This is a genomic window from Streptomyces sp. NBC_00704 (genome assembly GCF_036226605.1).
Lineage (GTDB): Bacteria > Actinomycetota > Actinomycetes > Streptomycetales > Streptomycetaceae > Streptomyces.
Genome location: NZ_CP109001.1, coordinates 23,006 through 45,243, shown reverse-complemented (window position 1 = coordinate 45,243; position 22,238 = coordinate 23,006). Strand labels below are relative to the sequence as shown.

Annotated in this window: 20 protein-coding genes; 12 read left to right on the top strand and 8 right to left on the bottom strand. The window is 72.8% G+C overall.

Annotated features, from left to right (window positions below; all coding sequences use genetic code 11):
- Positions 1-157: 157 nt before the first annotated feature.
- Together OG802_RS35290 and OG802_RS35285 are read left to right on the top strand one after the other, a co-directional pair.
- Positions 158-823, top strand: a complete 666-nt coding sequence (locus OG802_RS35290) for a response regulator transcription factor (protein ID WP_329417911.1) — start codon at positions 158-160, stop codon at positions 821-823.
- Between the two features lie 398 nt (positions 824-1,221).
- Positions 1,222-1,638: an enediyne antibiotic chromoprotein gene (locus OG802_RS35285; RefSeq protein WP_329417797.1), complete on the top strand. Its 417-nt coding sequence runs from the start codon at positions 1,222-1,224 to the stop codon at positions 1,636-1,638.
- A gap of 126 nt (positions 1,639-1,764) precedes the next feature.
- Here OG802_RS35285 and OG802_RS35280 read toward each other — a convergent pair whose 3' ends face one another.
- Positions 1,765-2,382 (bottom strand): glyoxalase, encoded by a 618-nt coding sequence (locus OG802_RS35280; RefSeq protein ID WP_329417795.1) that lies wholly within the window; start codon positions 2,380-2,382, stop codon positions 1,765-1,767.
- 490 nt (positions 2,383-2,872) lie between these two features.
- Here OG802_RS35280 and OG802_RS35275 point away from each other — a divergent pair, with 490 nt between their 5' ends.
- A complete protein-coding gene (locus OG802_RS35275) occupies positions 2,873-3,805 on the top strand; it encodes an AraC family transcriptional regulator (protein ID WP_329417793.1) in 933 nt (310 codons plus the stop codon).
- Here the strand turns inward: OG802_RS35275 and OG802_RS35270 are convergent.
- From OG802_RS35270 to OG802_RS35260, 3 genes are all read right to left on the bottom strand, one after another.
- On the bottom strand, positions 3,766-4,953 hold the full coding sequence (locus tag OG802_RS35270; protein ID WP_443055478.1) for a nuclease: 1,188 nt from the start codon (positions 4,951-4,953) through the stop codon (positions 3,766-3,768). The genes OG802_RS35275 and OG802_RS35270 overlap by 40 nt on opposite strands.
- A gap of 138 nt (positions 4,954-5,091) precedes the next feature.
- Positions 5,092-5,931 carry an ABC transporter permease subunit gene (locus tag OG802_RS35265; RefSeq protein ID WP_329417788.1) on the bottom strand — a complete coding sequence of 280 codons (840 nt, stop codon included), beginning with the start codon at positions 5,929-5,931 and terminating at the stop codon, positions 5,092-5,094.
- Positions 5,928-6,854: an ABC transporter ATP-binding protein gene (locus OG802_RS35260; protein ID WP_329417909.1), complete on the bottom strand. Its 927-nt coding sequence runs from the start codon at positions 6,852-6,854 to the stop codon at positions 5,928-5,930. The genes OG802_RS35265 and OG802_RS35260 overlap by 4 nt, the downstream gene beginning before the upstream one ends.
- Positions 6,855-7,079: 225 nt before the next feature.
- Here OG802_RS35260 and OG802_RS35255 point away from each other — a divergent pair, with 225 nt between their 5' ends.
- Together OG802_RS35255 and OG802_RS35250 are read left to right on the top strand one after the other, a co-directional pair.
- Positions 7,080-7,850 carry a gamma-glutamyl-gamma-aminobutyrate hydrolase family protein gene (locus OG802_RS35255; RefSeq protein WP_329417785.1) on the top strand — a complete coding sequence of 257 codons (771 nt, stop codon included), beginning with the start codon at positions 7,080-7,082 and terminating at the stop codon, positions 7,848-7,850.
- A gap of 54 nt (positions 7,851-7,904) precedes the next feature.
- Positions 7,905-8,411 carry a carboxymuconolactone decarboxylase family protein gene (locus OG802_RS35250; protein WP_329417783.1) on the top strand — a complete coding sequence of 169 codons (507 nt, stop codon included), beginning with the start codon at positions 7,905-7,907 and terminating at the stop codon, positions 8,409-8,411.
- Positions 8,412-8,502: 91 nt separating this feature from the next.
- Here OG802_RS35250 and OG802_RS35245 read toward each other — a convergent pair whose 3' ends face one another.
- From OG802_RS35245 to OG802_RS35235, 3 genes are all read right to left on the bottom strand, one after another.
- Positions 8,503-9,885, bottom strand: coding sequence for an NDP-hexose 2,3-dehydratase family protein (locus OG802_RS35245; RefSeq protein ID WP_329417781.1), 1,383 nt, complete (start codon positions 9,883-9,885; stop codon positions 8,503-8,505).
- Positions 9,882-10,862, bottom strand: coding sequence for a dTDP-glucose 4,6-dehydratase (gene rfbB, locus OG802_RS35240; protein WP_329417778.1), 981 nt, complete (start codon positions 10,860-10,862; stop codon positions 9,882-9,884). The genes OG802_RS35245 and rfbB overlap by 4 nt, the downstream gene beginning before the upstream one ends.
- A 208-nt stretch (positions 10,863-11,070) precedes the next feature.
- Positions 11,071-11,424, bottom strand: a complete 354-nt coding sequence (locus OG802_RS35235) for a VOC family protein (RefSeq protein WP_329417777.1) — start codon at positions 11,422-11,424, stop codon at positions 11,071-11,073.
- A 164-nt stretch (positions 11,425-11,588) separates the two neighbouring features.
- Between OG802_RS35235 and OG802_RS35230 the strand changes: the two genes are divergently transcribed.
- Positions 11,589-13,133 (top strand): alpha/beta hydrolase, encoded by a 1,545-nt coding sequence (locus OG802_RS35230; protein ID WP_329417775.1) that lies wholly within the window; start codon positions 11,589-11,591, stop codon positions 13,131-13,133.
- Between the two features lie 145 nt (positions 13,134-13,278).
- Here OG802_RS35230 and OG802_RS35225 read toward each other — a convergent pair whose 3' ends face one another.
- Positions 13,279-14,595, bottom strand: a complete 1,317-nt coding sequence (locus tag OG802_RS35225; protein WP_329417772.1) for a nucleotide disphospho-sugar-binding domain-containing protein — start codon at positions 14,593-14,595, stop codon at positions 13,279-13,281.
- 392 nt (positions 14,596-14,987) lie between these two features.
- On the opposite strand from OG802_RS35225, the gene OG802_RS35220 reads away from it, so the two are divergent.
- From OG802_RS35220 to OG802_RS35195, 6 genes are all read left to right on the top strand, one after another.
- Positions 14,988-16,397 (top strand): formylglycine-generating enzyme family protein, encoded by a 1,410-nt coding sequence (locus OG802_RS35220; protein WP_329417770.1) that lies wholly within the window; start codon positions 14,988-14,990, stop codon positions 16,395-16,397.
- Positions 16,394-17,173, top strand: a complete 780-nt coding sequence (locus OG802_RS35215) for a phytanoyl-CoA dioxygenase family protein (RefSeq protein WP_329417767.1) — start codon at positions 16,394-16,396, stop codon at positions 17,171-17,173. The genes OG802_RS35220 and OG802_RS35215 overlap by 4 nt, the downstream gene beginning before the upstream one ends.
- Positions 17,170-18,537 (top strand): SUMF1/EgtB/PvdO family nonheme iron enzyme, encoded by a 1,368-nt coding sequence (locus OG802_RS35210; protein WP_329417765.1) that lies wholly within the window; start codon positions 17,170-17,172, stop codon positions 18,535-18,537. Before OG802_RS35215 ends, OG802_RS35210 begins: the two co-directional genes overlap by 4 nt.
- Entirely contained in the window at positions 18,534-19,805 is a 1,272-nt protein-coding gene (locus tag OG802_RS35205; RefSeq protein WP_329417763.1) for an MFS transporter, read from the top strand. The genes OG802_RS35210 and OG802_RS35205 overlap by 4 nt, the downstream gene beginning before the upstream one ends.
- An 85-nt stretch (positions 19,806-19,890) precedes the next feature.
- On the top strand, positions 19,891-20,385 hold the full coding sequence (locus OG802_RS35200) for a TIGR03668 family PPOX class F420-dependent oxidoreductase (protein WP_329417761.1): 495 nt from the start codon (positions 19,891-19,893) through the stop codon (positions 20,383-20,385).
- A gap of 67 nt (positions 20,386-20,452) precedes the next feature.
- Positions 20,453-22,204 carry an FAD-dependent monooxygenase gene (locus tag OG802_RS35195; protein WP_329417759.1) on the top strand — a complete coding sequence of 584 codons (1,752 nt, stop codon included), beginning with the start codon at positions 20,453-20,455 and terminating at the stop codon, positions 22,202-22,204.
- Positions 22,205-22,238: the final 34 nt, after the last annotated feature.

Here is a 22,238-nt window from a genome sequence, read left to right as displayed (position 1 = left end):
GACCCGCGCACAGCACCGCACCCCCGGGGGAGGCACGACCGTGACATCGGCACAGGCGCTGCTCGACACCCGCCCGCCCGCCGGCCCCGCCGCGGCCGCCCCCCGGCCCACGGTCCCCCGCGGGCCCGCCGCCGCCGGGCACGGCGCGGCCGTGTCGATGCCCTCCGGCCGCCGCGTCCTCGTCGTCGACGCCGACAACTCCTGCGCCGAGTCCCTGGTCACCCAGTTGCGCCGGCACGGTCACGAGGCCTTCGGCGTGCGCCGCGGCGAGGCCGCGCTGCGCGCCCACGAGGACGCCGATCTCGTCCTGCTGGACCTCGAACTGCCCGACCTGGACGGGCTGGAGGTCTGCCGCGCCATCCGCGCCGTCAGCCGGGTGCCGGTCATCATCGTCACCGCCCGCGCCTCCGAGCTGGACTGCGTCCTCGGCCTCCAGGCGGGCGCGGACGACTACGTGGCCAAGCCGTACGGGCTGCGCGAGCTGATGGCCCGCATCGAGGCGGTGATGCGGCGCGCCGAGTGGCAGCCCGCCGCCGCCCGCGAGATCCGGCACGGCCGCCTGCACATCGACGTGGGCTCCCGCGAGGTCCTGGTCGGCGGCGAGGAAGTCGCCCTGACCCGCAAGGAGTTCGACCTCCTGTGCCTGCTGGCCTCGCACCCCGACACCGTCATCCCGCGCAAGCAGCTGCTCCAGCAGGTCTGGGGCGACTCCTGGTCCCGCCGTACCGTCGACACCCATGTCAGCAGCCTGCGCGGCAAGCTGGGCGACAGCGGCTGGATCGTGACGGTGCGCGGCGTCGGCTTCATGCTCGGCAACCCGTAGGGCCGCCCGGCCGCCCCCTCGGGAGCCGGAAGCCGGGAGCCGGGAGCCGGGAGGCTGAGGCAGGAGGCGGAGGGCAGGAGGCGGAGGCAGGAGGCGGTGCCGCGACGCGGCACGCTCCCCCCGCGAACCGAGCACGCACCTCACGGGGTCGAGCACGCTCCCCCGCGCATCGAGCACGCTCCCCCGCCGAATCGAGCCCGCTCCCCCGCGAACCGAGCACGCTCCCCGGCGGAATCGAGCCGGCTCCCTCGCGGGGTCGAGCACGCTCCCTCGTGGGGTCGAGCAGGTTTCGAGTGGGCTTCGAGCCGTTCTCATGCGGTGCGGTCGACTCTGGGTGAGGCGTGATCATCAGAACGCGCCGTTCCGGTTCCGTTTCCGCACTCATCGGGGAGAAGAACATGCAGATCCGCTCGCGTCTGACCAAGGCCGGCCTGCTGGGTTCCGCCGTCGTGGCCGCCTTCGCCGTCTCCGCCGCTCCGGCCTCCGCGGCCGCGGCGGTGGCCGTCTCGCCCGGCAGCGGTCTGGCGGACGGCCAGACCGTGACCGTCACCGGCACCGGCTTCCCGGCGGGCGCCCAGGTCGCCGTGTCGCAGTGCCGGGAGAACACCACCTGCACCGACGCGCTGACCACGGCCACCGTCGGCGCCGACGGCGTCTTCACCGCGTCCTACACGGTGCACAAGCAGTTCAAGGCCACCGACTGGAGCACCGGCGCCGGCACGTCCGTGACCGTCGACTGCGCCGCGCAGCAGTGCCAGCTGGTCGCCTACCAGGACGCCACCGGCGCGGTCGGCGCCGGGATCTCCTTCGGCTGAGCGACGCGCGCCCTCCTGGACGAGACCGCAGCCCACCGATCGGTGCCCGTGCGAATGGCACCGCTCGGTGGGCGCGTTCGTGTTCCCGCCGTCACCGGTCCGTCCCCGGTGCGGGACGGCTCGGGCCTACGCCTGCGCGGCCTCCCAGACGAAGCCGTCCGGGTCGGTGAAGGAGCCGGACGTGCTGCCGAGCACGAGGCGGTGCGAGCCGCCGCCCTCCTCGGCCACCCCGACGTCCTTGGCCAGGCCCTTCCGCTTGTAGAGCGCGAGCTTGACGGGGGCGGCGTCGTCGGAGGCGAACTCGACGTACTTGCCGCCGAAGCTCTTGCCGACGGACAGGCCGCGCTCGACGTAGAACTGCTTGCTCGCCTTGACGTCCTCGACGCCGAGCAGGAGCACGAGGTCGTCGACGGCGCGGGTGGCGGGGCCGGTGTTCTTCTTCGACGAGGTCGCCGTCTTCCAGATCGTGCCGTCCGGGGCCTGCACGACGCCGCCGTAGCCCCACAGGGACTTCGCGGCGGGCTTCAGGGTCGTGGCGCCGGCCTTGAGGGCGGACTCGATGAAGCTGTCGACGTCGGCGGGCTGGGAGACGGTGATCGACATCGTGAACCCGCGGAATCCGGTCGTCTGCGCGTCGGAGGCCCGCAGCCGCAGCCGCGGGCCCAGCCCGAAGGCGTCGGAGTAGAAGCTCTCGGCGGCCGCGAGATCGGCCACCTCCAGGGTGACGGATGCGAGGGAGGTCATGCCGGTCACTCTAGCCCCGCCCGTGCCAAGGGAGTTGGGGATCCGACGCCCGTGCGGCGGCCGGACGCGCCGCCCGGACGGCCGCCGAGGGACGGGCCGGCGCGCCGGTGCGCCCGGTCCTCGCGGGCTGTCGGGGAGCCGCGAACCCGCCGGGAGGCCGGGCGGGCGCGGCGGGCGGACGGCGGGCGCCGGGCCGCCCGGGGCCCGCCGGCGCTCGCCGTCGCCGCGGTCGCGGCAGGGTTTTCCGAGGTGGCGCGGGTTCCGCGGCGCCGATCCGCGACTGCCGCCGGACGGGTGACACCGCCCCGGCGCCGTCCCGGCCGGCACCGGATCCGGCTCCCCCGCGCCGGCCGCGGACGGCCCTGCGGGGGCTCCCGGCCCCCGGTCTCCTCCTCACCGCGGCCTGTAGTGGTTCTCGAGCGGTGTTCGAGCGGATCACGACACTCCCGAGCCACCCTGTTGAGGGGTTCGACACGTGGTGAGGTGAGCTATGGACGCAGCGGTGGAGAAGGCGGTCGCTTACATGCGCGAGCGATTCGGCGATCCGCTGACCGTCACGGACATCGCCCGGAGGACTCCGCTCGGCCGTTTCGATTTCTCGCGCGTTTTCCAGGAGGAGACCGGGACGAGTCCCCGGCGATTTCTCGAAGCGGTGCGGATTCACGAAGCGAAGAAACTGATCGAGGGCACCTCTTCGGCCATCGCGGAGATATCCGCGGCGGTCGGATTCCCGAGCGCGGACGCGTTCACGCGGTCCTTCACGGCCCTTGTCGGAATGTCTCCCGGCCGGTTCCGCCGGCTGTGCCGCGACGAGGGGGAGGTCCCGCCGGGTCCGGAGCCGGGCCCGCACGCGCCCCGCGGCTCGGTCGCGGGCACGGTCAGGCTGCCGCCGGGCCACGGCAACGCCCGCGTGTTCCTGGGGGCCTTCGCCACGGCCGTCGTCCAGTACCCGGCCGTCGCCTCGGCCGTCGTCGACGTGCCGTGCGACCGTCCGTCCTGCTACACCCTGCGGGACGTCCCCGAGGGGCGCTGGCATCTGCTCGCGGTGGCGGTGGCCGCCGGCGCCGGTCACGATCCGCGGGCCGTGCGGACCCCGCTCGTCGCGGGCGACCGCGCCACGACCGTGACCGTCACCGCGGGGGAGGTCACCAGCGCGGCGGTGCGGCTGCGGCCGGCCCTCCCGTCGGATCCGCCGGCGCTGCTCGCCCTGCCCGGCCTGGAGCCCCCGGCGGTCGTCGTGCCGCACCCCGGGTGCGCCGCGACCACCCCGGCCACGACCGCCCCGGCACAGGGCCGGGCCAGCGTGACCCGGCTGCGGGCGGTACCCGCCGAACCGGCCCCGGCGAGGGACCGAGCGGTCACGCCCGGCGGCGGACCGGGTCGTCAGGGGCCCGAGGGGGACAGTTTGCGGCACAGGTCCTGACGGGTCTTCAGGCGTTCGGCGAGCAGACACCATTCCTTGCCGATGTGCTCGGCGATGGGGGCGACGACGCCGAGCCAGTGCGGCGGGACGGCGTCGACGAGCCGTCGCCAGTCCTCGCCGGGCTCGGTGGCGTGGGCCTGCATCCAGCGCAGCAGTTCCCGGCCGTCCGCGGTGTAGCGGATGGCGGGGTCGGTGGCCATCTTGGCCGCCACCGCCGCCCAGGTGGGCGGGGCCTCGGTGTGGTTGCGGCGCTGCGGCGGCGGGGCCTCGGCGCCGGCCGCGACCCGCAGCGACGCCCGCCGGACGCCGTCGCCGGCCCCCTCGGCCGGTGCCGTCACGTCGTCGGGCGGGGGTACGGAGTGGACGGGCCGCACGTGCTGCGGGCGCGCGCCGTGGGTCCGGCGCCCGTTGCGTTCGGGCCCCTCGCCGCGCCGCAGCCGTGCGCTGACGTCGTGCACCGTGCCCAGCGACACGTCGGTGGCCCGCGCGACCTGGCGCAGCGGGGCCTCCGGATGGGCGGCGATGTACTCGGCGGCGCGCCGCCTGCCCTCGCCCGCGTCCACCGGGCGCCGCCTGCCGTCCTGGCCGATGCGCTTGCCGCCCTGGGGGGTGGCGATCGCGGAGCGGTCGCGCAGCGAGGCGATCGTCTTGGCGCTCAGTCCGGCGATGCCCGCGATGGCGCGGTCGGACCAGTCGGGGTGGGAGCCGAGGACGCGCTGCGCTCCGGCGACGCGGTCGGCCCGCGACAGCGGCAGGCCGTGCAGGCCGTTGGCCTTCATCGCGATGACGAGGGCCTCGGAGTTGGAGCAGTCGAGGAAGCGGGCGCGGATGCTCTCGTCGCCCATGAGGCGGGCGGCCTCCAGGCGGTGCAGTCCGTCGATGACCCGGCAGCCGTCCACCTGGACGAGAATGGGGGGCAGTTCCGCGGAATCCGCGGCGTCGACGAGAGTCCGGACATGAGCGGCGTCCGTTCCGCCCTGGCGCAGAGAAACCCCGGGAGAGAGAGCGGAGAGGGGAACTTCGCGTGCCGGGAGTTCGTCGAAGTTCCTCGGATCGAATTCGCTGTGCGCCGAGGATCCGGCGCCCTCCATCCGGACGACACTGAATGCACTCGTTATCGAGACGGCTTGCGCGTTCCTCTGAGACATTCCGCTGACTCCCTCTCTGCTGCCGCTGGCGAAGAGGGTCGCAGGGGGGTCTCCAGCCCCGGTGGAGGGCAGGTCGACGTTCTCTGGACGCACGGCACCGCGGGCGTCCGCCGAGGGGGGGACGGACGCCCGCGGGGATCAGGCGTCGCGGCGCCGCAGTTGCACCGCCGCGACGGTCAGCAGGGCGGCCGTCCAGAGCGCGAGCACGCCCAGGCCCTCCCACGGTCCCAGCAGGTCGCCGGCGCGCGGCGCCTGCTGGGTGATCATGAAGCCGGCCTGGGTGGGGAGCCAGGCGTGGATGTGCTCGCCCACGCTGCCGGGCAGCAGCGCCGCCATCGGGGTGATCACCAGGACGAAGCCGATGACGATGGTGATGCTGGCCGCGGTGTGCCGGATGATCGCGCCGGCGGCCAGGGCGAACAGGCCGAGCAGGGCGAGGTAGAGGCCGCAGCCGGCGACGGCGCGCAGGACGCCGGGATCGCCGAGGGCGACCGGCGCCTTGCCGTCCATGATGGGCGCGCCGATGAAGAACGAGCCGAACGCGGTCAGTTCGCCGACCGCGAGGACGAGCAGGGCGAACACCGTCGACTTGGCCGTCAGCACGGGCACCCGGCGGGGCACGGCGAGCAGGCTGGCGCGGATCATGCCGGTGGAGTACTCGGAGGCGATCGCCATGACGCCGAGCACGCACACCGCGAGCTGGCTGAGCAGGATGCCGCTGCCCAGGATGGTGCCCGTCGGGTCGAGGCGCATCTCGGCCTGCTGGGCGGGGTCGGTCTTGTCCCAGTTGGAGATGCCCATCTGCAGGAACAGCGCGGTGAACACCAGGGTGAGGACGACCAGGATGGCGAGCGACCAGACGGTGGAGCGCACGGAGCGGATCTTCGTCCACTCGGAGAGCATCAGGTTGCCGAAGCCCGGTCCGCGGCCGCGGGCGGCCGGGCCGGACCCGGTGAGGGGGGCGGTCGTGGCGCTCACTTCACACCTCCGGCGGTGGGCACGCCGGCGTCGTACTCGACGGCGTCCTTGGTCAGTTCCATGAAGGCCTCCTCCAGGGAGCCCCGGCGGGTCGACAGCTCGTGCAGCACCAGGCCGTCGGCGGCGGCGAGTTCGGCGATGCGCGGGGCCTCGAGGCCGCCGACGTCGAGGTCGCCCTCGTCGGTGCGGGCGACGGTGGCGCCGTGGCGCTCGAGCAGTTCGGCGAGCTGCGCGCCGTCGGGCGTCCTGACGAGCACGGACTGTTCCGTGCTGCGCTCGATGAACTCCTTGGTGGAGCAGTCGGCGACCAGCCGGCCGCGGCCGATGACGATGAGGTGATCGGCGGTGACGGCCATCTCGTTCATCAGATGGCTGGAGACGAAGACCGCGCGGCCCTCGGCCGCGAGCGACTTCATCAGGTTGCGGATCCAGAGGATGCCCTCGGGGTCGAGGCCGTTGACGGGCTCGTCCAGGACCAGTGCGGCGGGGTCGCCGAGCAGTGCGGCGGCGATGCCCAGGCGCTGTCCCATGCCGAGGGAGAAGCCGCCGGCCCTCTTGCGGGCCACCGACGCCAGCCCGACCTGTTCGATGACCTCCTCGACGCGGCGCCGGCCGATGCCCTGGGTCTGGGCGAGGCAGAGCAGGTGGTCGTGGGCGCTGCGGCCGGTGTGCACGGCGCGCGCTTCCAGCAGGGCCCCGACGACGCGCAGGGGGCGCGCCAGTTCGCGGTAGGGGACGCCGTTGACGGTGGCCTCGCCGGCGTCGGGCCGGTCGAGTCCCAGCAGCAGCCGCATGGTGGTGGACTTGCCCGCGCCGTTGGGGCCCAGGAAGCCGGTGACCCGGCCGGGCTCGACCGTGAACGACAGGCCGTTCACGGCGGTCTTGTCGCCGTAGCGTTTCGTGAGGTTCTTGGCCTCGATCATGGTCACCTCGGTTGAATGGCTGCGACAGTTTTCGCTGGGGCAAAATCCCCGGACCCCTGTGATAGCAGGATCGCTATCTGTTCAGTAGTCGCGGCCTCGAGCGGGCCGTGAACGATGGCCCGCGCATCACGCCCCCGATATTTTGGCGGTTCCGCCTGTCCGGGGAAGGGCGTGTTCCATCTGCTTACTTTCCTCGGTTGAACCCGGAAACCGACGGGGGTCGTCATGAATTCAGTCACGAACGGTCCGGCGCCCGACCGGCGGCGGCCGGTGGTGGGGATCTGCGCGCGGACGGCGCCGGTCACCCTCCAGGGCGGCGATCTGGTCGTCTCCCTGGCGTTGCAGTCGCACGTGGCGTTCCTGGCCGAGGCGGGCTGCACTCCCCTGCTGCTGCCGTTGGCGCCGGGGGCCGAGGAAATCGTCGGCCGGCTGGACGGGCTGCTGGTGCCGGGCGGCCCCGACCTGGACCCGGCGCTGTACGGCGCGCCGGCCCACCCGGCGACCCGGGCACCGGACCCGGACGCCGACCGGGCCGAACTGGCGCTGGTGGGCCGGGCGTTGGAGGCAGGTCTGCCGCTGCTGGCGATCTGCCGCGGGATGCAGCTGCTCAACGTGCTGCACGGCGGCACCCTCCATCAGCACCTGTCGGACGTCACCGGCCATGACGGCCACCGGCCGCGGACGGCCGACTTCACCCTCGGCCGCCAGCCGCTGAAGCTGGCGCCCGGCAGTCTGATCGCCGCCGTCCTCGACGAGGACGAGCCGGAGACGGCCTGCCACCACCACCAGGCGGTGGACCGGCTCGGCAGCGGCCTCACCGTCACCGGGCGGGCCGGTGACGGCACCGTCGAGGCCGTGGAAGTCATGGACCACCCCTTTGCGATCGGCGTGCAGTGGGAATCCGGTTACACGCCCGACAAACGACTTCACCAAGCCCTCGCACACGCCGCAAGGCGCCTGCGGAAAGAGACGTCCGCCGCATTTTCGATTCATTGAGAAAAGGCGGCCCCGAGGGCAAACTGATTTCCGATCCCCATGCGAAGGAGAATTATGTCGCCGCGGATGCCGAACCCCTCCCTGGTGGTTCCCGACGTTCTTCCGCCGATGCGCGCGCTGGTCAAGGCCGTCAACAGCGTCGGCGTTCCCCTGCAGACGCTCGTGCTCGTCCACCTGAGGGTGAGCCAGATCAACGGGCGCACGGTCCATCTGCCCCGCAAGCCCAAGGAGTTCGAGGACGCGGGGGAGGAGGACCGCCGTCTGCCGCTGGTGGAGACGTGGCGGGAGCAGACCTGCTTCACCGACGCCGAGCGCTCGCTGCTGGCGCTGTCCGAGGCCGCCACGCGGATCGACGGCCGCGAGGACCCCGTCTCGGACGAGGTCTGGGAGGAGGCCGCCAGGCACTGGACCGAGGTGCAGCTGGCCGCCGTGGTCCTGCACATCGGGCTGGTCAACCTCTGGAACCGGGTCAACGTCGTCACCAAGCAGGAGGCGGTGGACTGGCGCATCAACCCCAAGACGTGGACGCCGATGACCAGCAGGCTCACCGCGGCCCAGTAAGCCCCCGCGAACCCGTCAGGCCCTGTCCGGTGGCACTCCCCGGACAGGGCCTGACGTCATCTGCGCGCCCCCTCGGCGCGGTCCTCGCGGCTCAGGGCGCGCCGTCGCCGCCGAGCGCCGCGTCGAGGACGGCGAGCAGCGTCCTGGCCTGCACGTTGACGTAGCGGCTGTGCGCGGCGAGCCATCTGAGCTGGCCCGGCGTGACCCAGTGGTATCCGGGCGGCGGCTCGTCCGGCGTCGTCGCCTCGTCGGTCTCGACGATCAGGTAGCGGCTCTCGGCGTCGAGGAACCGGCCGCCCTCCTCGGAGTGCACGGTCGAGTAGCGGACGCGCTCGGGCGGGGCGTTCAGCACCGCGTCCAGGAAGAGCGGCCGCTCCCCGGCCGGCAGGGGCGCGTAGTTCGACGGGACGCACTGCACGGTCGGCGCGAGCTCGACGGTGTCGAGGAAGCCGCCTTCGACGCGCGCGTGCGCCAGGACGTGCGGGACGCCGTCGAAGACCCGGTGAGCGAAGCCGACGACACCGCGCTCGACCGGTTCGATGAGGGGCTGGGTCCAGCCGGCGACCTCGCGGCCCGCGCCCTCGACCGACACCGCGACGACCCGGAAGAACCTGCCGTCGGTCCGGCCGAGCGCGTGCTCGCCTCGCTGCCAGCCGGCGATGTCGCGCAGCGGCATGAGCCGGGCGCGGACGTCGTGCCGGGCCCGCTCCCCCGTGAACCAGGCCAGCAGGTCGGCGTCGGAGGACAGCGCCCGCGTCTCGGCCGGCACCGCGGGCGCGCTCGCCAGCACCGTGCGCGCGTCCATGTTCACGACGTTGTCCAGGCGCAGCAGCCGCAGGATCTGGCCCAGGGTGAGCCAGCGGAAGGAGTCGTGGACGGGGACGTCGCCGTCCACCTCGACGATCATGTTGCGGTTGCGTTTGCGGAAGAACCAGGCGCCGTGCTCGGACTGGAGGACGTCGGTGAGCACCTGCTCGCGCCGGGGGGCGAGGAAGTGCTCCAGGTACCGCACCCCGCTTCCCCCGTGCGCCTGCGTGTAGTTGCTGCGGGTGGCCTGCACGGTGGGCGAGAGCTGCACCAGGTCGGGGTTGCCGGGCTCCATCTTGGCCTGCATCAGGAAGTGCAGGACCCCGTCGAACTCCTTGGCCAGGATGCCGAGGATGCCGATCTCCGACTGCACGATGATCGGCTGCTGCCACTGCGTCTGCGGCCGGGTCACGTGCAGGCCCTCGACGGTGAAGAACCGTCCGCTGCCGTGCCGCAGGTTCCCGGTGTCCGGGGCGAAGGACCAGTTGTCGAGGGCGGCGAACGGGATGCGCCGCACCACCGTCCCGCACTCGCGCCGGTGCCGGTCCAGCCAGCCCGGCACCTCGGACGTCGCGGTGTGCACGCCCTCGGCGGTCGCGGCCGACAGCGCCAGGCGCTCGGCGACCGCCGCCCTGGTGCGCGGCACCAGCCGGGCCGGGGCGCTCACGGGCGGCCGCCGTTCTCCTTGAGCGGCTTCCACCACGTGGGGTTGTCCCGGTACCAGGCGACGGTCTCGGCGAGCCCGGTGTCGAACGCGGTCAGCGGCCGGTGGCCGAGTTCGCGCTCGATGCGGCCCTGGTCGAGGGCGTAGCGCCGGTCGTGGCCCTTGCGGTCGGTGATGTGCCGGATCATGTCCGGTCCGGCGCCGCACAGTTCGGCGAGCCGGTGGGCCAGCTCCAGGTTCGGCACGGGCGTGCCGGCGCCGATGTTGTAGGCCTCGCCCGCCCGGCCGTCGGTGAGGACCCGCTGCACGGCGCGGCAGTGGTCGTCCACGTGCAGCCACTCGCGGACCTGCCCGCCGTCGCCGTAGACGGGTATGGGGCGGCCTTCGAGCAGGTGGGTGACGGCGAGCGGGATGAACTTCTCCGGGTGCTGGTAGGGCCCGTAGTTGTTGGAGCACCGGGTGACCGAGACGTTCAGCCGGTGGGTGCGGAAGTAGGCCAGGGCGATGAGGTCGGAGGCGGCCTTGGACGCGGCGTAGGGCGAGTTGGGCAGCAGCGGGGACTCCTCGGTCCACTCGCCCTCCTCGATGGAGCCGTACACCTCGTCGGTCGAGATGTGCACGACGCGTTCGACGCCGGCCGCGAGGCTCGCTTCGAGCACGGCCTGGGTGCCCTCCACGTTGGTGCGCACGAACGCCGCGCCGCTGGCGATCGAGCGGTCGACGTGGCTCTCGGCCGCGAAGTGCACCACCGCGTCCTGGCCGTCGAGCAGGCCGCTCAGCAGCTCCCGGTCGAGGATGTTCCCGTGTGCGAAGGACAGCCGCGGGTGGGAGGCGGGGAGGTTGTCACGGTTCCCCGCGTACGTCAGCGCGTCCAGGACGGTGACGTGCGCGTCCTCGAAACCCGGATACCCCCCGTCGAGCATGGTCCGTACGTAATGCGAGCCGATGAATCCGGCCCCGCCGGTGACGAGGATTTTCATGAGATCACGTCGCAGTCGGAATTCCACGCTCGAAGCATGTCCTTTTCCCTTTTCCTTGAGGGGACGGAAGGGTGCGCCGCGGGCCCCGCCGGCCGCGACGGCGGCCCGGCGCCCACCCTGTCCGGTGAGGCTGGACGGCCGCCCTCGAAGCCCTCTCGAGACGGACTCGACGGGCCCGCGGCGTCCGGCGGGCCCGCCGGACGCCGCGTCAGCTGTCCTGGAGCAGCCCCAGCACGTTGCCGTCGAGGTCGGTGACCGTCGCCACCCGGCGGCCGCCGCCGACCTCCTTGGCGGGGCTGCTCACCGTGGCGCCCGCGGCGGTGACCTCGGTCAGCTTCGCGTCGAGGTCGCTCACGTGCCAGTAGGCGACCTGCGAGGTGACGCCCTGCGCCCCGGCCGGCACCAGCCCGATGTGCTGGCCCGCGACGTCGAACCCGACGTAGTACTCCGAGTCGGTCTGCGGCTCGGTGCCGAGCAGGGCGGCGTACAGCTTCCTGGCGGCCGCCATGTCCGCCACCGGGTGCAGCACGGTCTTGATTCCCTGGATGGCCGCGTCGGACATTCTCACTCCCGGGGGGTCGGAATTTCGTCGCCTCATGCTAGGGAAATCCGGGAGGCCGTAGCAGCGCCCCGCGTGCCGCCTCAAGGCGGTTTCCAGGCGTTCTTGAGTGTGAGCCGACAGGCCGGTGCCACGCTGCGAGCGCGCTGAAATAGGAGGGGAATCACGTGAGAAAGCTTGCGTTGGTCATACCGGTGATCGCGGCCGCGCTGGTGGGCTCGGCCGTCGCCCCGGTCGCGGTGGCGAACGATGCGGCCGTGCCGGCCGCCGGCACCGTCGACTGGGTGCCGTGTCCGGGCGGCGACCCGGTTCTCGGCGACATGCTCAAGAACCTGGAGTGCGGCACGGTGCAGGTGCCGCTCGACTACGACGCCCCGCAGGGCAGGAAGATCAGCCTGGCGCTGACCCGGGCCAGGCACACCGCCCCCGACAGCGAGTACAAGGGCGTCGTGATCCTCAACCGCGGCCAGTGGCCCGGCGGCATCGGCCGTGACCTGCCCACCCGGTACGCCCTGGGCACCACCGGACTGGCCAAGGACGTCGGCGCGGCCTACGACTGGATCGGCTTCGACCCGCGCGGCGTCGGCGCCAGCGAGCCGTCCGTCGTCTGCGACGTCGGCTACCTCGACCCCGGGCACGCGCAGCCGGACCCGGTGCCGGCCACGCCCGCCGCCGAGCGGCAGTGGGTCAAGCGCGCCCGCGCCTACGCGGACAGCTGCGGTGAGAAGTACGGCGACGTGCTCTCGCACCTCGGCACCGAGGAGGCGGCGCGCGACCTGGACCGGATGCGGATCGCGCTGGGCCAGGAGAAGATCACCTACTTCGGCACCGACTGGGGCACCTACCTCGGCTCGGTCTACGCCACCCTGTTCCCGCACCGGTTGCAGCGGATGGTGCTGGACAGCGTGGTGCGTCCCAGCGGCGTGGGATACCGCAACAGCCTGCGCAAGAACGTGCTGTCCGAGCGCAACGCGGAGATCTTCTTCGCCTGGGTCGCCAAGTACGACGCCGTCTACCACCTCGGCACGACCGAGGCGGCGGTCGAGGCGAACTACTACAGGGCGCAGGACGAGCTGACGGCGGCGCCCCTCGACGGCAAGATCGGCCCCGCGGAGTGGGCGGACATGTTCGAGCCGGTCGTCTACCGCAGCTGGACGTGGCTCTCGCGGGCGCAGGTGCTCTCCGACTTCGTGGTGCGCAAGGACCCGACGTCGCTGCGGACCGGCTACACCCCGCCGGGCTTCCCGCACCAGAACCGGCACGCGATGACCAACGCGGTGAACTGCCTCGACGGCCCGTGGCCGCAGAACTGGAACCGCTGGAGCAAGGACCGCGACCGCCAGTACCAGGCCGGCGCGCGCATCCTGACCTGGCCCAACGCCTGGTACGACGCGCCGTGCGCCTTCTGGCCGGAGCCGGCCCGCAAGCCGATGAAGATCGGCAACGCCCAGGTGGACGTGCTGCTGGTGCAGCCCCAGTTCGACAACGCGCACGGCGTCGCCGGCGCCGTCGAGACGCACGCGCTGTTCCCCAACTCCCGGCTGATACTGGAGAAGGGCGGGCACAACGTCGGTGCGGCGCTGTCGGCCAACAACAACACCTGCCTGAACAAGTACGTCGGCGACTTCTTCCGGGACGGCACCCGTCCGGCGTCGAAGAAGGGCAAGGACGCCGTCTGCCAGGCGGCGCCCGACCCGGTGCCCGCGTCCTGACGCACCGTCCGGCGGACCCCCGGCACACCTGGTGCGTCTGGCACCCCCGGCACATCTGAAGCACCCGAAGCACCCGAAGCACCCGCACACCTGACGGGACGGGCCCCGCGTGACGGTTCACGCGGGGCCCTCCCTGTCGCGCCCGTCAGCGCAGGGCGCCCACGGCGCCGGGCCGGCGGGCGGCGACCAGCGTCTCCAGGGTCCGCACCAGCTCGTTGGGCGTGGGCATGGCCAGCATCTGCTCGCGCAGCCGCCCGGCGTTCGCCCGGACCTGCGGGTCGTGCAGCAGCCGCACCAGCGCGGCGCGCACCCCGGGCCCGTCCACCTGCGCGGGCGTCATGGCGAACCCCGCGCCCGCGGCCTGGAGGCACCGGAACTTCAGCGGGGCGTCGAAGGCCCGGCCGATCAGCAGCTGGGGCACGCCCTGGCGCAGCGCGCAGCCGAACGACCAGGTGCCGCCGTGGTGCACCACCGCCGCGCACGTCGGCAGCACCTCGGCCAGGGGCGCCGACCGCACCGCGCGGGCGTTGGCCGGCACCTCGCGCAGCTCCCGCAGGGCGTCCGGCGGCAGCGCCAGCACCAGTTCCATCTCCAGGTCGGCCACCGAGTCGAGGATGTCCTGGACGCGTTCGACGGGCAGCGGGAGGCGGGCGGGCCCGTCGGCCGAGTCGCCGAACGTCATGAGCACGCGCGGCGCGGCGGGCGGTGCGGCGAGCCATTCGGGCACGACGGCCGGGCCGTTGTAGGGGACGAACTGCACGGGCAGGGTGGTCGGCCGCTCGTCGGGCCGGAACGCCTCGGGGAGCGGGGCGACGGTGAACTGGCCGTTGACCAGGTCCTCGGAGAAGCCGACGCCGTACCGGCCCGCCCAGCCCGTCAGCCAGTCCCGCATCGGGTCGGCGCGCCGGTCCGCGGGCTGCCGGTCCAGGGCGTGCAGGAAGTCCTCGCGCATACGGGTGTAGACGTCGACGGAGTACAGCACCCGGGCGTGCACCGCGCCCACGGCCTCGGCGGCGACCGCGCCCGCGAACGCCTTCGCGCCCCACAGCACCAGGTCGGGCCGCCAGGCGCGGGCCACGGCGACCAGGTCCTCCGTCATCGAGTCGTTGGACCGCCGCGCCTGGGGGAGCACCAGGTCGTCGAAGACGTGGCAGGCCTGCTCCCAGTTCAGCCGCTCGCGGTCGGGTTGCAGGTCGAACAGCGGGTCCACGTCCGGCCGCGCGGACCTCTCGGCGGCGGCGGCGCGGTCCGTCGTCTGGCGCCGGTCGCGCTGAAGGCGGACGTCGGCCGTCTCGCCCGGACCGACGCCCACGGCCGTCAGCCCGGCCGAGGTGACGGCGTCGAGCAGATCCGGCCAGACCGCCACGCGCACCTCGTGACCGGCCGTCTGCAACGACCACGCGAGCGGCACCAGATTGAACACATGGGTCTTCCAGGGGAACGGCACGACGAGAACTCGCACAACGCACTCCTTTCCACATCGGCTCCACATCGGGGGCTATGGAATTGTCGTCCCCGGTCTGCTTGTTCAACCGTGTCGGGTCGGCAGTTGAACAAGTCGTGCAGTGCGGCCGACAACGCGGAAAAACGGGGAACTTGACAGAGCCGAGCGCCCGACGGGATGGTCGATGCACTCGATTGCCGATTGTCCCGAGGAGGTGAATCAGATGAAGACGCTTCGTCAGTGGAACGCTCTGCGCTCGCAGCGGAAGGGCGGTGTCCGCCCGGCCGGTAAGTACTTCAAGTGGGCGGCCTGATCAGGCGGTCCGGTGGCCTGTGGAGGGTGTGTCACCCTCCACAGGCCAGGGGTTTCCGGCCAAGCGATATCTGACCGTGGCAATCGAGGTGGGATCAGTGCACAGGTGGAGTTACGAACGTTTTGCCGTCGAGCAGAAGAACGTGAACGGGCTGGTGGATCGTTTTCTGGCCCCGGAGGTATGGCAGAAATCGCGCGAACCCCTGACCGATGGGGAACGCGCCGAACTGCGTGAGTCGATCGCGGCGCTTCGGCACCCCAGAATCATCGAAGAACTCTGTGCGATAGCGGCGACCCACCCGCGCGCCGATGTCCGCCTGACGGTTCTCGAAGGCGTCGAGCCGTTTCTGTCCACGCTTCCCGCCGCGCGGGAATTCCTGGTCTGGCTGCTCGGCGACGACGAGGACTTCGTCGTGTTCTCCGCGGCGAGGATCGCCGGCCGCCACCGCATCGGCGAGGCCTACGAGGAACTGGTGCACATCACCGGGCCGGCCGAGGCCGGCCTGCTGCGCAGCACCAAGCCGGTGGGCATCGGCGCCGCCGTCGTGGCCAAGGCGATGGACGGGATCCTCGGCGCGCAGGACCGCGCGGCCCGGCTGGAGATCGAGCGGGAGCACGCGAGGACCGGTCAGCTGCCTCGGGAGACCGCCCTGGGCGAACACTGGGACTACGACCCGGAGAACCTGCCCCGTCCCGTGCCCGAGGGCATGGTCCTCGTCCCCGCGTCGGAGTTCGTCGCCGGGATCGGCATGGACGACGTCGTCCACCCGCTGTACGACGTGGACGACGCGGTGCCCCGGCAGACCCGCTGGCTGCCCGACTTCCTCATCGACCGGTACCCGGTGACCAACCGGGAGTACGACGCGTGGGCGGAGAGCGAGCAGGCGGCGGAGCACGCGCTCTGCCACCCCGACGAGCCCGAGGACAAGGACCACCGCCGCGGGATCGCCGGCGACGCCCGGTTCGGCCCCGACCACCCGGCGACCGGCGTCGACTGGTACGACGCCTACGCCTACCTCGCCCACCTCGGGAAGCGGCTGCCGACCGAACTGGAGTGGGAGAAGGCCGCACGCGGCGAGAACGGCTCCCTCTACCCGTGGGGCGACGAGTTCGACCCGGACGCCCTGCGGTGGTTCGGCGCCTCCTTCGGTGAAGCGCAGAGCCTGGAGCACTGGCGTGACACCCTGAGCACCTTCGACGACAGGACTCCCGCGGTCACCACCGTCCCGGTCGGCTCCCACCCCAGGAACGTCAGCGCCTACGGCGTCGCGGACCTGGTCGGGAACTGCTGGGAGTGGACGGACACCAACTTCTTCACCCGTGACCGCATGAAGCCGATGATCTCCGGCCGGCCCCGCACCGAATGGGCGACGGCCGAGGAGACCTCGGTGGTCATCCGGGGCGGCGCGTGGACCTCCATGCGGGAGCAGGTCACGGCGTACTTCCGCGGCAAGGACCTCTTCACGGACCGGCACAACGAGATCGGGTTCCGGGGGGTGATCCGGTGACTTCGCCGCAGCGCATTCCGCGGTTCCGCTACGACGGCACGGTGACGGCCGAACAACGCGCCTTCTACGAGCAGTACGGGTTCGTCGTCTACCGCGGTGTCCTCGACGCGCAGGACGTGCAGACCATCAAGCGCGACGCCGAACGGCTGGAACGCGACACGCTCGACGGGAAGGTGCCGGCCGAGCACCGCGACCAGGTCATCAAGCCGTCGTACGACGAGAACGGCCGGGCGACCCTGCACCGGCTGCCCTATTTCACCCTGCACTGCGCGGACACCCGGGAGCTGATCGAGCGCCGGAACCTGGACGCGCTCGGCCCCGGTCTGCTGGGACGGCCGACCTGGCGGTTCGAGGACGCCGTCGACGGGGCCGTGTGGCAGATGAAGCGGGGCAGGCGAAGCTCGTACAGTGCGCTGGACTGGCACCTCGACTTCCCGCACGACCTCCCCCTGACCCCCCTGGTGAACGTGGGCGTCTACCTGGACGACGCCACCGTCCGCAACGGCTGCCTGGTCCTCGTGCCCGGATCCCACCGGTATCCGCCGCGGCGGCTGGAGCCCGTCGGACTCCCGCTCGAAGCCGAGGCGGGCGACGTCATCTGCCACACCTTCAACATCCTCCACCACTCCGGCCCGGTGCTCGACGACACCAGCCGGGCGACGCTGTACGTGTACTACTCCGCGGGGCAGAAGCCCACGGCGGGCACGGCGTACAGCCACCGTGCGGGTGAGGATTTCGCCAAGATGATCACCGGAGCGGAGGCCGGCGCGCGATGACCACCACCACCCCGGACGTGCCGTCCGAAGTCCTGCGCGTCGCCGCCTGGGCCGACGGGCCGGCGGCGGAACGCGACGCCCTGCTCGACGGCTACCTGCGCGCCCTGGAACAACTGCCCGAACCACGGCTCGGGGAATGCCTGGCGGTCGGCCTGCTGCACGACGCGCCCGAGATCCGGCGCCAGGCCCTCGCGGCCGCCGTACGGCTCGCCCCGGAACTGGCGGCGGAGGCCGTCGGGTGGGCGCTGGCCGACCCGGACGAGACCGTGCGCGGATCCGCGCTCGCGTCGCTGGCCGCGACGCCGGACCTGCGGTCCGAAGGCGGCCCGTCGGCGCTCCACGCCCTGCTGGCCGTGCTCGGCCGGTCACCGGACCAGATCGCCGCCGGTGTCGGGAACTACGTGACGGTGGCGGACGTGCACGCGCTCGCCTCGGCACGCACCCTGCTCGCCGACACCCGACTGGCCGGTGCGGTCCTGGAGGACCTCCCCGTCCCGCTGTCGGCCGACCGGCTGCCCAGCCGGCTCTCCCTGGACGGGATGCGGCACATCCCGGCCGGACGGCTGCGCCGTGGGACGCGCCCCGGCCAGGAACGCTCCTGGGGCGACCTGGGCGAGCCCGCGGTGGACGAGGTCGCCGTCGAGGGCTTCCACCTGGACATCCGCCCGGTCACCAATGACGAGTACGACGCGTTCGTCGCCGACGTCGGTGTGCAGGGCCACCTGTGGTGCCACCCGGACGAGCCGAGGAACACCGACCACACGCGCTCCACCGCCGACGACCCCCGCTGCGCCGGCGACCACCCGGCGACCGGCGTCAGCTGGTACGACGCGGTGGCCTACGCCGCCTGGTGCGGCAAGCGGCTGCCCACCGAGGACGAGTGGGAACGGGCCGCGCGGGGCGACGACCACCGGCGGTACCCGTGGGGCGCCGAGTTCCGGCCCGAGTCGGTGCGAGGCCTGCACTCGGTGCTCGGGCGGGACGGCCGGACCGGACCGGACCGCGACGCGTGGCTGCGCCGGCTGGCGGACCTGTCCGTCGCCGAACTGCCCGCCCTGACCGGCCCGGTGAACCTGCCGGGCGGCGAATCCCCCTTCGGCGTCCACGACATGTGCGGCAACGTGTGGGAGTGGACGTCCACCCGGTTCCTGGACGGCCTCCCGCTCCAGCCGCGCTTCGGCACCATGGACCCGGGCGACCTGTGGGGCGAGTGGTCGGCCGAGGTCAGCGTCCGCGGCGGGGCGTGGAGTTCGCCCCCCGCGCTGCTCACCGCGGTCAGCCGGGCGGGCAAGGTGCTGGTGGCCCGGAGCCCGGAGATCGGCTTCCGCTGCGCGGTGAGCGAATCCGAGGTGCCCGGTCGATGACCCGAGCACGGCGAATGCGGCGGGTGCTGCCCGAGGGCTACACCCGCTGTCTCGCCAACCCCGACTTCCGTCGGCTGCAACCCGGATTCCTGGTCTCTTTCCTCGGCGACGGCATGAGCTTCGTCGGTGTGGCGTGGCTGGCCGTCGAACTGGCCGCCCCGGCCGACCGGGCCCTCGTGGTGGGGCTCGCCGTCGCCGCCTACAGCCTGCCCGCCGCGCTCGGCTCCCTCACGCTGGGACGCTGGCTGAGCGGGCGCAACGCCAGGAGCCTGATCCTGGTCAACGCGCTCCTGCGCGGGGCCCTGTTCGCCCTGATCCCGGCGCTGTACTGGGCGGGGCTGCTGAACGCGGCGACCTACATCGCCCTGCTCGCGGTCTCCTCGGTCCTGCACGCCTGGGGGATCGCCGGCCGTCAGACGTTCGTCGCCGAGACCCTGCCCGCCGAGGACCGGCTGGCCGGCCACGCGCTGGTGGGCAGTCAGGAGCAGCTGTCGTTCATCGCCGGACCGCCGCTGGCCGGTCTGGTGTCGGTCGCGTTCGGGCCGGCCGCGGTGCTGGCCTGCGACGCGGTCAGCTACGCCTACCTCGCCCTCGTGACGGCCCGGGTGCGCGGCGACGGCACGCTCGACCGCCGTCCCGCGGTGCCGCTGCGGCGCAGCGGCAGGACCCTCGCCCGGCACCCGGAGCTGATGGGCCTGCTCGCGCTCTCGTTCGTCTTCTACCTGCTGTACGGGCCGATCGAGGTGGCGGTCCCGGTCGTCGTGGCCGAGCGCATGGGCGGGGACCCGGCGGCCCTCGGGTGGATCTGGGGCGCGTTCGGCGTCGGCGCGGTGGCCGGGACCTGGGCCACCGGAACGCTGCGGCGGCTGCCGCTGTGGCCGACCGTGCTGGGCATCGTGGCCGGCTGGGGGCTGGCGATCCTCCCCTTCGCCCAGTTCGGCACCCTCGCCGCGGGCATCGCGGGCTTCGGCCTCGGCGGGCTGATCTACGCGCCGTACGGGCCGGTGACCATCACCCTGCTACAGCAGAAGGCGCCCATCGAGGAGCTGGTGAGCCTCAGCGCCTTCCGCAGCGCGATCCTGGTGGTCGCGACCCCGCTGGGCGCGGTGCTCGGCGGCCCCCTGGTCGACGCGCTCGGCGCGGCGGACACCATCGAACTGTCCGGCCGGACCACCGTCGGCCTCGCCGTCGTCGGCACGGCCCTGATCCTGCTGGTACGGCGGCGCCGGGAGCGGCGGGAACCGCTCGTGAGCAGCTCGCGGCGGTGAGCCCTGCCGGCCCGCGCGACAGACCGGCGCCGTGACGTCCACGTCGTCATGCCCGGCGCCGGGGACCCGGAGACAAGGAGCGGTGATGAAACTCGGGCAGGAAGAGATGCGCGGCCGGTTCGAGCAGGAGCGGGCCGTGCGGCTGGCCACGGTCGACGAACGCGGGCGCGCCCATGTCGTGCCGATCATCTTCGTGGTCGACGGCGACGTCTTCTACTCGCCGACCGACAGGCCGAAGAGCGGCAACCCGCGGCCCAAGCGGCTGCGCAACCTCGACCGCGACCCGAGGGTCACGGTCCTGGCCGACTGCTACGACGAGGACTGGCTGAAGGCGTGGTGGGTGCGGCTGCGCGGCACCGCCCGGGTGATCGACGACGGCCCGGAGCGCACGCGTGCGCTCGGCCTGCTGGACCGCAAGTACGAGCAGTTCGACGGCGCCCGCTACCTCCAAGACGGCGGACCCGTCGTGGCGGTCGACATCGAGGACTGGCTCGGCTGGGCCTACAGCGAGCGGTCGGCGCAGGACGGCCGGCGGCGCCCGTGGCGCGAGAGGTCGTGGCTGCGGTCCAGCCGTGCTTGACCGGAGTTGAAGACGGCTTTGCCAGGCTGCGACTGGCAAGGCATCGGTCGATCCTTAAGGGGCGAATATGGGAGCCATCGAGGTTCCGGTTCTGATCGTGGGCGGTGGCGGATGCGGCTTGTCCGCCTCCGTCTTCCTGTCCGACCAGGGCGTCGATCATCTGCTGGTGGAACGGCACGCGGACACCTCGAGGGTTCCGAAGGCCCACTACCTCAACCAGCGCACGATGGAGATCTTCCGGCAGCACGGCGTCGCCGACGACGTGCTCGCCGAGGCGGCGCCGCTGGAGAAGTTCGGCAAGGTGCGCTGGCAGACCACGCTCGCCGGCGACGGGCCGCTGGAGCGGCGCCTGATCCACGAGATGGACGCCTTCGGCGGCGGCGAACTGCGCGAGACCTACGCGGCGGCCGGACCCCTGCTGCCCGCCAAGCTGCCGCAGATGTGGCTGGAGCCGATCCTGCGCAGGCACGCCGAGGAGCGCAATCCCGGGCGGATCCTGTTCCACCACGAGCTGCTGTCGTTCTCCGACGAGGGCGACCACGTCGTCGCCGAGGTGCGCGACCTGGAGAGCGGGGAGACCACCACCGTCACGGCGCAGTACCTCATCGGCGCCGACGGCGGCCGCATGGTCGGGGCCGGGGTCGGCATCGAGATGCAGGGCCCGCCCGGACTGGTCAACACCACCACCGTCTACTTCTCCGCCGACCTGTCCCCGTGGTGGGAGGAGGGCACGCTCATCACGCACTTCCTCAGCCCGGAGGACCCCGACCTGTCCTGCAACCTCATCGAGATGGGGCCGCGCTGGGGCAAGGAGTGCGAGCAGTGGGGGCTGCACTTCGCCCCCGGCCCGCCCGGACGCTGGGACGACGAGACCGTCGTGCCGAGGATCCGGGAGCTGCTGCGCATCCCGGACCTGGAGGTGACGGTCCACAAGGTGACGGACTGGATCGTGCACGCGCACCTCGCCGACCGCTACCGGGTCGGCCGGGTGCTGATCGCCGGCGACGCCGCGCACCGCCAGCCCCCCGCCGTCGGCCTCGGACTGAACACCGGCATCCAGGACGCGCACAACATCGCCTGGAAGCTGGCCGCGGTGCTCGGCGGCCGCGCGAGCGCCGGCCTGATCGACACCTACGAGTCCGAGCGCCGGCCCGTGGGACGGGAGAACGTCGACTGGGCGGTCTCCGCCGCAGTCCACCACCAGGCGGTCATCGACGCCGTCGGCGCCGGCCACAACATCCCGGCGGGGCGCCGCAGGCAGCGCCTGGAGGCGTACTTCGACCCCTCGCCGCTCGGCGACACCGTGCGCCAGCGCGCCCTGGAGATCTTCCACACCCACCGCGGGGGCTGCCAGTCGCTCGACATGGAGGTCGGCTTCCACTACGAGGACGGCGCACTGGTCGCGGACGGCAGCGAGGCGCCGGCCCGCGTCCCCATGCGCAACGAGCACCGGCCGACGTCCCGCCCCGGGCACCGTCTGCCGCACGCCTGGATCACCGCCGGCGACCGGCGTCTGTCGACGCTCGACCTCACCGGCAGGACCGACTTCACGCTGATCACCGGCCCGCAGGGCGCGCCCTGGTGCGAGGCGGCCGCCCGCGTGGCGGAGAAGTTCTCCGTCCGCGTCACCACGGTCCGCATCGGCGACGGCGGCGACTACGCGGACGTCGACGGCGGCTGGGCGGCCGTCCGGGAGATCGGCGACGCCGGCGCGCTCCTGGTCCGTCCCGACCAGCACATCGCCTGGCGCAGCGCGGACGGCGCCGGGGACCCGGAGCAGCACCTGGCCCGGGCGTTCGCCGCGGTGCTGGAGCGCTGACCGCGGCGGCGCACACACAGCAGCGGCCGTGCCC

Coding starts and splice junctions, on each gene's coding strand:
- OG802_RS35200 (WP_329417761.1), top strand. CDS start 19,891: ATGAAACTCGGGCAGGAAGAGATGCGCGGCCGGTTCGAGCAGGAGCGG.
- OG802_RS35235 (WP_329417777.1), bottom strand. CDS start 11,424: ATGTCCGACGCGGCCATCCAGGGAATCAAGACCGTGCTGCACCCGGTG.
- OG802_RS35250 (WP_329417783.1), top strand. CDS start 7,905: ATGTCGCCGCGGATGCCGAACCCCTCCCTGGTGGTTCCCGACGTTCTT.
- OG802_RS35280 (WP_329417795.1), bottom strand. CDS start 2,382: ATGACCTCCCTCGCATCCGTCACCCTGGAGGTGGCCGATCTCGCGGCC.
- OG802_RS35290 (WP_329417911.1), top strand. CDS start 158: ATGCCCTCCGGCCGCCGCGTCCTCGTCGTCGACGCCGACAACTCCTGC.
- OG802_RS35205 (WP_329417763.1), top strand. CDS start 18,534: ATGACCCGAGCACGGCGAATGCGGCGGGTGCTGCCCGAGGGCTACACC.
- OG802_RS35275 (WP_329417793.1), top strand. CDS start 2,873: ATGGACGCAGCGGTGGAGAAGGCGGTCGCTTACATGCGCGAGCGATTC.
- OG802_RS35195 (WP_329417759.1), top strand. CDS start 20,453: ATGGGAGCCATCGAGGTTCCGGTTCTGATCGTGGGCGGTGGCGGATGC.
- OG802_RS35285 (WP_329417797.1), top strand. CDS start 1,222: ATGCAGATCCGCTCGCGTCTGACCAAGGCCGGCCTGCTGGGTTCCGCC.
- OG802_RS35270 (WP_443055478.1), bottom strand. CDS start 4,953: ATGTCTCAGAGGAACGCGCAAGCCGTCTCGATAACGAGTGCATTCAGT.
- rfbB (WP_329417778.1), bottom strand. CDS start 10,862: ATGAAAATCCTCGTCACCGGCGGGGCCGGATTCATCGGCTCGCATTAC.
- OG802_RS35255 (WP_329417785.1), top strand. CDS start 7,080: ATGAATTCAGTCACGAACGGTCCGGCGCCCGACCGGCGGCGGCCGGTG.
- OG802_RS35210 (WP_329417765.1), top strand. CDS start 17,170: ATGACCACCACCACCCCGGACGTGCCGTCCGAAGTCCTGCGCGTCGCC.
- OG802_RS35260 (WP_329417909.1), bottom strand. CDS start 6,854: ATGATCGAGGCCAAGAACCTCACGAAACGCTACGGCGACAAGACCGCC.